Origin of the sequence: Belliella filtrata (genome assembly GCF_022549775.1) — a bacterium.
Taxonomy (GTDB): domain Bacteria; phylum Bacteroidota; class Bacteroidia; order Cytophagales; family Cyclobacteriaceae; genus Belliella; species Belliella filtrata.
In genome coordinates this window covers 18,309-28,136 of the sequence record NZ_JAKZGP010000059.1, presented here as the reverse complement: position 1 = coordinate 28,136, position 9,828 = coordinate 18,309, and the positions used below count along the sequence as shown (strand labels likewise).

General features: G+C 38.5%; 3 protein-coding genes. All 3 read left to right on the top strand.

What is annotated here, in order from left to right:
- Positions 1 to 127: 127 nt before the first annotated feature.
- The 3 genes from MM239_RS17100 to MM239_RS17090 all read left to right on the top strand — a co-directional run bounded on the left by MM239_RS17100 (position 128) and on the right by MM239_RS17090 (position 9,827).
- Positions 128 to 1,021 carry a hypothetical protein gene (locus MM239_RS17100; RefSeq protein ID WP_241349471.1) on the top strand — a complete coding sequence of 298 codons (894 nt, stop codon included), beginning with the start codon at positions 128 to 130 and terminating at the stop codon, positions 1,019 to 1,021.
- 758 nt (positions 1,022 to 1,779) lie between these two features.
- Positions 1,780 to 7,002 carry a DEAD/DEAH box helicase gene (locus MM239_RS17095; protein WP_241349470.1) on the top strand — a complete coding sequence of 1,741 codons (5,223 nt, stop codon included), beginning with the start codon at positions 1,780 to 1,782 and terminating at the stop codon, positions 7,000 to 7,002.
- Positions 6,999 to 9,827, top strand: coding sequence for a helicase-related protein (locus MM239_RS17090; RefSeq protein ID WP_241349469.1), 2,829 nt, complete (start codon positions 6,999 to 7,001; stop codon positions 9,825 to 9,827). The genes MM239_RS17095 and MM239_RS17090 overlap by 4 nt, the downstream gene beginning before the upstream one ends.
- Position 9,828: the final 1 nt, after the last annotated feature.

Here is a 9,828-nt window from a genome sequence, read left to right as displayed (position 1 = left end):
ATCTCTAGCAGGTGGGAAAACCTTGAGAGTACCATGGATTATTGTCTCAAACACCTTTATGCTTATCGACGCCAGATTCAAAGAAATTTAAACAGATCCCCAGAAACATGACAAAGTAGGGTTAATCTTGAATGAATATCAGCTAGAGATAAACGATAAAAAAGTTGAAATAAGTGAATACCCATTCTCTTTTGAAAACGATTGGGTTACTGAGCTTAATCAGTTTGTATTTAAAAGAACCAACCTCCAAAATAGCCTTAAACATTATTTTAGCTTAATATGGGGTATCGGAGCAAAATATAAATCAAGAACCGATTGGGTGTTCAAGTATGCTCTAAGGACATTTGAGTTTAGAACAGTTGAGATTAGCAGAAATAGTTGGAAGTTATTTGAGAACCTCTTATTTAAAACTAGCCTAATTCAACCGGCTATCTTAGATATAACAACTAAAATTCTTCTTTCTTATCGTGACTATTTAAATGAAGAATCCCTCCAGAAACTCACTGTATTAATTCGAGACATAATTAAGATTCACGCTCCTGTAAATCACAGTTTTGAAGTTTCATGGGCATTATGGTTAGCCAAGTCATTTAACATTTCAATAAGTGAAGAAACTGCAAATTCTGTTCTTGATACAAAAGACGATTTTGCAATCCTCATTTTACTGTGTATGACACGAGAAATGAACTTAGTCCAAGGCAGTCCTAATTTTGAAAAAATAGAGACCAATCTTAAGGAAGATATTTTATTCTCTTCCAATTGGTTATTGGCATACGAGAGTATTAAAAAAGGATGGTTGAACCCAGCTGAAGAAAATCTTATTGAAAACAATGGCTTCTTTAATATATTGAAGGACCTTGATATTAGCTTCTTTAATTGTGAGTTACAGCTAACAACCATTCCAAAACGAGAAGGAGCAGAACAAATTGTTACAGGACAGAACTACGAAACAAATGCTGAATCAATTTCACAAGAGACCGTTGATGGAACAGAATTTATAAGCGTATCAGGAATATTATAAAAAGCCAAACCATAGTCGAGGTAAAGGGGAATCCCACCACTAAACCTCTCACCGAACCGTATCCTGATTTTCGGAACAGACAGTGAATCGCTCGATTCATACAGCCTGTTCCGCTCATTACGGAAGCTCTTATTATGCAGTCGGATAGTCCATTTATTAGACTAATTTGTAGCTCAATTTCTAGTGATAAAACAAGTTTGGATATGAAACCGTCACTTGCCTAAGCCACTTAATTGCTTTGACCTTGCTTCCTTTGAAGCTTTTGAACTTGTTCAGGACTCATCTGATCAACCGATGGTGTAAGTAATAAAACACAGGTTTTAAACTTCTATGGCTTATTTTCCCATAATAATATTGAACCCACCCTCGTATCTTTAGATTGAGCAATATTGCCAGATTTTAACACCATTTGGGAACTATGCTTGTGTTCAAACTAGAAAAAAAGAAAGAATAGCTATTAAAACATCGTATGATTTAAATCTTGAGATAAATACCTTTCTCAAACACAGCTACCCTTTTCAACAATAAGGTGAAAATTACTTTAAGGTCGTTTCAAAAGTCTTAGTAATAGATTTCAAAAGAATCACAAAGATCTATTTTCCAAAACATGCTGGATAAGACATATGTTTAATCCGTAATTTTAAGTAAATGCCACATAGAAATCAATTGTTGATATATCTAAGTTGCATTTTTTTATAACCTAAGTTTTTCAATATATTTATAAATCTTTTTATAATAAATCTCTTTTAATTGGAATAATGCAGGCATTTGAAGTTCATAATCAGATCGTCGAGGACTATAAGGACTATCTGAAAAGTTTTAACATCATTAAAGATCAAAGGATCAATAAGGTGGTAGACGATGCTTTTCGAACGACATCTTACATTCCTGAGCCCTTAATTCAATTCAATCCTTCTTTTAAAAAAGCAGCAAAACTTGATAGCTTGGTTAAAGAAGGTATACTTCAACCTGAAATGAATCGTGTATTTAAAGGCTATCAACTTTTCACCCATCAAGAAGAAGCTATCAGATTAGGAACAACGGGTTCTTCATTTATCGTCACATCTGGAACGGGCTCTGGAAAGTCATTGACTTTTTTGGGAACTATTTTTAACGAGTTATTTAAAAATCAATCGAAGAAAGGTATCAAAGCTATCTTGGTCTACCCCATGAATGCATTGATCAACTCTCAATATAAAGAGATAGAGAAGTTTCAGGAAAACTATGGAGATGATTTCCCGATCACTTTCCGTAAATATACTGGGCAAGAATCGCAAGAGGAAAGAGAAGATACTGAGGCAAAGATGCCAGATATCCTATTGACCAATTATATGATGCTTGAACTCCTTTTAACGAGGGGTAAGGAAAAAGCAATCAGAGAATCAATCTCTTCAAACTTACAGTTTTTAGTTTTTGACGAACTGCATACCTATCGAGGGAGACAGGGAGCAGATGTTTCCATGTTGATCAGAAGACTCAAGTCCCTTTGTACTCAGAAAGTACTTTCGATAGGAACTTCGGCGACGATGGCTTCAGGTGAAGGTGATTTTGACGAGAAAGAAGTTGTCGCCAATGTTGCTACAGAAATTTTTGGTGAACGATTCGAGAAAGGTCAGGTTATAGGAGAAACCCTTGAAACAGTAACTAACCCTAAAGCAAAAGAACCTGGAGCTTTTGAGCTACAAGAAATCATGATCAAACAAATTGATATTGATGGTTCTGAAGAATCTTTTAAAAATCATCCATTAGCTATTTGGCTTGAAAGAAAAATTGCTCTTGAGTTCGATGAAAACGGTCAAATCAAAAGAGCAAAGCCTCTTGAGTTAAGCCAAATCATTTCAAGGTTAAACGATGCCGCTCAGATTGATGATAAAGAAAAATGTGAAAAGTTTCTGATCAGATTCTTCGAATGGTCTGAAGAACTGAATAAAAAGAATGCTTCTAAAAGGCTATCTTTCCTTCCATTTAAGATCCATCAATTCATCTCTCAAACTGGAAATGTCTATGTCACTTTGGATGAAAGAAAGTCAAGAGTGATTACACTTGAAGACGGAAGGTACACTGAAGAAGGTGACCAAGGAAGATTTATTTTCCCTGTACTATTTAGCCGGTATTCTGGTCATGACTTTATTTGTGTCAAGAAAAATATTCCTGATGGAAGACTTTTACCTCGTGAACCTGATGATCTACCTGATAGAATAACAAAGGAAGAGCTCAAAGGTAGTAAAACAGAAAATAAGTCAAGGAGAAAGCTTACTGAAAATGACTTTGAATCAGGCTATTTATTGCTCCCTGAAAATGGTGAAGATATTTGGTCAGAAGACATGATTGATTCACTTCCGGAGACTTGGTGGAAAGAAAAAAAAGGTCAAATAATCGTTGATAATTATTACGAGTTCAGGATACCTCAAAAAATTTATTTCAATAGCACTGGCAAATTTTCAACCGAAAAAGAAAATGATCTGGATCAATATGGATGGTTCGTCTCAGCTCCATTATTCATAGATCCTACTTGTGGTGTTATTTATGATCCAAGGACCAAAGAAAACACCAAGCTGATGAAAGTAGGTAATGTGGGAAGGAGTACTACCACCACCATTGCCACATTCAGTATCCTGAAAGCACAATTTGAGCAAAAGACACCTTTTGAAGATCAGAAGGTCATGAGCTTTACGGATAATCGTCAAGATGCATCACTTCAAACAGGTCACTTCAATGACTTTTTGATGATCGGAAAATTAAGATCCTCTATCTATCGTGCACTCAAAAATGCACAAAACAATAGTCTAACTCTTGACACTATTTCAGATGAAGTTTTTAAAACTCTGGGTCTTAAAGAAGATCATTATGCGAAAAACCCAAGTGATCCAGACTGGCCAGATGAGGAAAATGAAAAAGCATTAAAAGATTACCTAAAAGTAAGAATTCTATACGACTTGAGAAGAGGCTGGAGATACAATACTCCAAACCTGGAGCAATGTGCTTTACTGGATATTGATTACAAAAAATTACAGGACTTTGCAGTCAAAAAAAGCTTTTTCGAGAAAGACGAACTACTTGCTAAGCTTGAAGAAGATACAAGGCGAAATGTACTGCTTCATGTGCTGAATTACTTCCGTACAGCTTTTGCGTTTGATTACTACTTGTTTGATGAGGGTAATAGAGCTGCATTAGAAGAACGATTAAAACAGCGTCTTGATCCAGAAAAAGAGTGGTCTCTGGAAGCTGATGAACGTCTTGAGCGTACTCCTTACTTGGTGGTGGAAAGACCAGGAAGAACCAAAAAGGGAGTTTACTTAGAGAGTATAGGAGCCACCAGTAATCTTGGTAAGTATATCAAAAGACTATTTATCAGACATGGGCTTGATCCAATTAAAGGAAAGGTACTTACAGAATACATCAATAATCTCTGTCTTACATTGAAACGAGGTAATTTCTTGTCTATGCAGGAAATTGAAGGAGACAAAGCCAAGGTAAATGGATTCAGGTTACGGGGTGAGATGGTAGTATGGAAACTGGGTGATGGAAGGTCTGTCCTAACAGATGAAGTCAGAATCAATACCACAGGTGAAGGTCTGGAGATAAAGCCTAATCACTATTTTAAAAAATTCTATCAGCAGGACTTTAGAGATTTTGATAAATTTTTCAGAGCAAGTGAGCACACTGGACAGGTTGCTTCCCGCGATAGAATTGAAAGGGAGGAAGAATTCAGGAAAGGAAATATAGCGGCACTGTATTGTTCTCCAACCATGGAGCTGGGAATAGACATCGCCAACCTAAGCATTGTCCACATGAGGAATGTACCTCCCAACCCAGCGAATTATGCACAGAGAAGTGGGCGTGCTGGCAGAAGCGGACAAACTGCCCTTGTCTTTACTTATTGCTCAAGTACTTCACCACACGATAGACACTATTTCAGAAACTCCATTCAGATGGTTGCAGGGGCTGTGAATGCTCCAAGGATTGATCTATTGAATGAAGAACTAATTGCCTCCCATTTGAATGCTTATATTTTCATGAATCTTGGCTTGAGTAATATCCAATCCTCGGTAAAAGATTTTGTGAATATAGACAACCTAAAAGATCTACCACTTTTTCAGAAGATTCAAGACTTTATAGAGTACCAAAAAGAAAGCTATAGCCATTTTTGGATTGCAGGATTCAAGAAAGTGATTGTAGACAAATATCCTGATCTTCAAAAAATTGTCTGGTTCACAGAAGACTGGATGGTCAGCAAATGCAATAGTTTTCTTCATAGTCTTGATAGAAGCTTTGACAGGTGGAGAACGCTGTTTCGCAATGCTGCAAACCTTATCGAAAAAGGTACGACAATTATCAAAGATCCGACTTATAGTTCTGATAGTAGTCAAGCAAGGGAAGCAAAAAGAATGGTAGCTATTGGACATAGACAGAGAGACCTTCTCCTTAATGTATCCAAGAGAGACGGTACAAATGAATCTGAGTTCTATGTTTATCGATACTTGGCCGCAGAAGGCTTTCTTCCAGGTTATAATTTCACAAGACTTCCAGTAAGGGCCTTTATCGGAAAAAGGAGTAATAATGATGGCACCTTTATTTCACGGCCACGCTTCATTGCCTTACGTGAATTTGGACCAGGGAATCTAATCTATCACAATGGTGGGAAATTCCGTGTTACCCGTATGCAACTTTCGGATGCAGATGCTAAAACAGAGTCCCTTAAGATTTCTACTAAAACCGGCTATGCATGGCTTGGAGAAGCTGGAAAATCCGTAAACAATGATCCAATAACTCAAGAACCATTAAAAGGTCAGAGTAATGCCATGGTGTATAAAAATATCATGGAGCTGGTAGAAACAGATACATGGCCTCAAGAAAGGATTTCTTCAGAAGAGGAAGAAAGGATGTCTTCAGGTTACGAGATGGAGCAATATTTCAATTACCCTAAAGGAATTGAGCATACCAAACAGGCTGTCCTCAGTGCATCAGGACACCCCTTGATGAACTTGACATATTGTCCTGCTTCCACACTTATTCAAGTCAACAAAAAGTGGAAGTCTTCTAAGGGTGAAGATGCTGGATTTATTATTGGTAAGGTTTCTGGGAAATGGCTCAAACAATCAGAGATTGAAAATCAAGATCGTGAAAATGATCCAGCCATGACAGTTCATTTATTCTCTACAGACACGGCTGATAGTCTTTATATGCAGCCTATCAAAGCGCTTAAATTGGATGAGGATGGTGTTATTTCATTGACCTATGCTTTAAAGAGAGCAATAGAACAGGTTTTCCAAATTGAAGAATCAGAAGTTGGAATATGGTTCATGGGGCCAGAGGATTCCAGGAACATCCTGATTTATGAAGCTGCCGAAGGAAGTCTGGGGATACTTTCACAACTGGTGCAAAATCCTGACAAACTAAGAGAAATCTTCGAAGAGGCTTATAGACAAATGCATTTTGATCCTGAATCCAAAGAAGACCTTGCTCCAGAGAAGCCAAAAGCAAGTTATGATGACTTACTATCATATTACAATCAGAGATACCATGAAAAGTTAGATCGATTTAAAATTAAAAATGCATTAGAGCTTTTGATGATTTGCGAAGTGGATAATACAGGGTCGGGAAATAGTGGGCACTTTGATCGGGAAAACCATTATCAGGAATTATTAAAAAAGTATGATACTAACTCTTCCATGGAGAGAAAACTAATTGAATATTGCTATAAAAACAGCCTTGTACTTCCTGATAAAGCACAAGTTAATTTGAATAAACAATTAGGATTCTACATCAGTGCGGACTTTGTGTTTCTCCACAAAGATAAAAGCATCAAAGCCGTGATGTTCTGTGATGGATCAGTCCATGACAGAAACACCGTCCGAGAAGATGATTCTCACAAACGAGGAATTCTCAAAGACAATGGCATAGATGTCATTGAATGGTATTACAAAGAGCCGGTTGAGGAATTGGTTGTTAGAAGAAAAGATATTTTTAGAAAAGCATGATCGTAAAAGAAAAACCATCACCGGGTAAACTGATTTCCCTGAGGGGAAGAGAATGGGTAATACTGCCCTCTGATGATGTAGATATATTGAAAGTAAAACCTTTAGGTGGTTCAGATGATGAAGCCACAGGCATTTATCTACCCTTGCAGATCAAGGAAGATGAATGGAAGGAAGCCAAGTTTCCTGAACCCAAAAGAAATGATCTGGGGGATTTCGAAACAGCTAAGCTTCTGTTCGAGGCTTCACGACTTTCTTTCAGAAATGCCTCTGGTCCGTTTCGGGCTATGGGTAAACTGTCATTTAGACCACGATCCTATCAGATTGTCCCTCTTGTGATGGCCCTGAAGCAAGATGTTGTACGGCTCTTGATAGCAGACGATGTGGGGGTTGGTAAAACTGTAGAAGCCCTGATCATATTAAGGGAAATGATCGAGAGAGCAGAAGTTAAACGATTTGCCGTAATCTGTCAGCCACACCTTTGTGAACAGTGGCAAAAAGAACTCAAAGACAAACTCGACATCGACGCAGAAATCATCCGTAGTAGTACGGTTTCTTCATTGGAAAGAAAAATTACAGGCTCGGAAAGCATCTTCAAAGCGTTTCCTTATCAGGTCATATCCATCGACTATATCAAAAACGACCGTAGAAAACCGATCTTTCTCAACGACTGCCCGGAGTTTATAATCGTAGATGAAGCGCATACGGCAACCACGCCAGCTGGTGCAAGTTCGCCTTCTCAACAGCAACGCTATCACCTCCTTCATGACCTTTCCAAAGTGGAAAGTAGACATTTGTTGTTATTGACAGCTACACCACACAGCGGAAAAGACGAGGAATTTCAATCTTTGCTTGGTTTACTCAAACCTGAATTCGGGAAGCTGAATATGGAATCCTTGGATCAAAAAAACAGGGAGGCCATGGCCAAGCATTTCATCCAAAGAAAACGGGAGAATATCCGTAAGTGGCTATCAGAGGAGACACCATTTCCGGATAGAGATACAAAAGAAGTTGGATACAAACTTTCAACGGATTATCGTGACTTTTTCACGGATGCACAGGCCTTTGCCAGAGGACTGACTCAGGGAGCGGAACAACATAAAGGACTTAAAGGAAAATATTGGGCGGCATTGGCCTTGCTCAGAGGAATAATGTCCTCTCCTGCTGCTGGCTTAGAAATGTTGAAAGGCAGAATTCAAAGAACACAGGAAGAAACAGAAGCCGTTGCATACGAAGAAAATCCTGTCATCGAACGGATTGAAGAAGATACAGATTCCACACAAATGGAATTGTTGGATCAAGCAGGTCTGGAAGATTCCGAATTGGGTGTTTTATTTATGCTGGCTGAAAAATTAGAAGACCTTTCAGGAATCAAGCAAGATTACAAAGCCAACGAGGCAGCTAAAATCATCAAGCAATGGATGAAGGAAGGTTATCAGCCCATCATTTTTTGTAAATACATAGCCACAGCTAAATACCTTGCTGAGATTCTTAGAAGGGAACTCCCAAAATCAATCGAAGTACAAGCTATTACTTCAGAACTCCCTGATGAACAGCGAAAAGAGAAGATTGATCTTATGGGGCAGTCGGAAAGAAGAGTGCTTGTAGCCACAGATTGTCTCAGTGAGGGGATCAACTTACAAGACCATTTTAACGCCGTATTGCATTACGACTTGCCTTGGAATCCCAATAGACTTGAACAACGTGAAGGACGCGTTGACCGCTATGGTCAGCGAAGTGAAACTGTGAAGACCTGGTTGCTATGGGGTGAAGATAATCCGATTGATGCCATTGTATTGAAAGTCCTTATCAGAAAAGTACGAGATATCCAAAAGTCTACAGGTGTCAGCATCAGCTTGGGGGAAGACAACCGATCCATCATGGATGCAGTCTTGAATGAAGTGCTTTTGAATCCCAAGAAAGCCTTGCAAGCCAGTCAGACCTCGTTGGATTTTGGAAGTGATTACCATCAAGCGATCATCACTAAGGAACTGGAGAGAGCAAAAGAGAAGGCAAAAAACCTAAGAAGTATTTTTGCTCACATGGCTGTTCCGCAGGAAGAAATTGAAAATGACCTGAAGGCAGTTGACGAAGCTATTGGTGATATTCAATCAGTGGAAACTTTGGTACTCAATGGAATTGTACATTTGAAAGGTTCATACGAGAAAGAGAAAAAAGGCTATAAACTGTTTATCCAAAACCTTCCTGCCCATATACGAGAGACCTTAGGAACCAAAACAAGCTATTCAATCAGTTTCCACTCTCCTACTCCTGAAGGATATATCTACATAGGTAGGAACCATAAATTCACAGAACAGCTCTGTCAATTCCTGCTTTCGTTGGCCTTTGAGTCCAAAGCATATTTTGATCAGGTAGCAAGAGCTTCTGTAATCATGACAGGTAAAGTAGATATTCAAACAACCATTATACAGTTTAGAGTCAGGAATGTCATCAAGGAAGTACAGAGCAAAGTAGAGAATATCTCTGAGGAAATGTATCTCTGGGGATTTGAAGGCAATGCCATTGACGGGAAAACCTTGGATTATCAGACCTGTAAAACTTTATTGTTTGAAGTAGAGAGTAGTCAAAACCTGAGTCCTGAACGACAGCAGGATGTCTTTGAAAACCAAATGGTCTTATTCCAGAACAAAATCAATCAATTCACCGACCTTGCTGAAGAGCGGGCTGTAAAACTGGTGGAAGCCCATGGACGGTTCAAAGCCTTGGTCGGTGGTAAACGTTACGAAGCTGTGCATCCCATTCTTCCTCCTGATATTCTTGGAGTATATGTATTTCTTCCCCAACCAAAAGCATTTGTATTAGACTAAT

Excerpts from the sequence above, each read along its gene's own strand:
- MM239_RS17090 (WP_241349469.1), top strand. The coding sequence starts at position 6,999 with ATGATCGTAAAAGAAAAACCATCACCGGGTAAACTGATTTCCCTGAGG.
- MM239_RS17095 (WP_241349470.1), top strand. The coding sequence starts at position 1,780 with ATGCAGGCATTTGAAGTTCATAATCAGATCGTCGAGGACTATAAGGAC.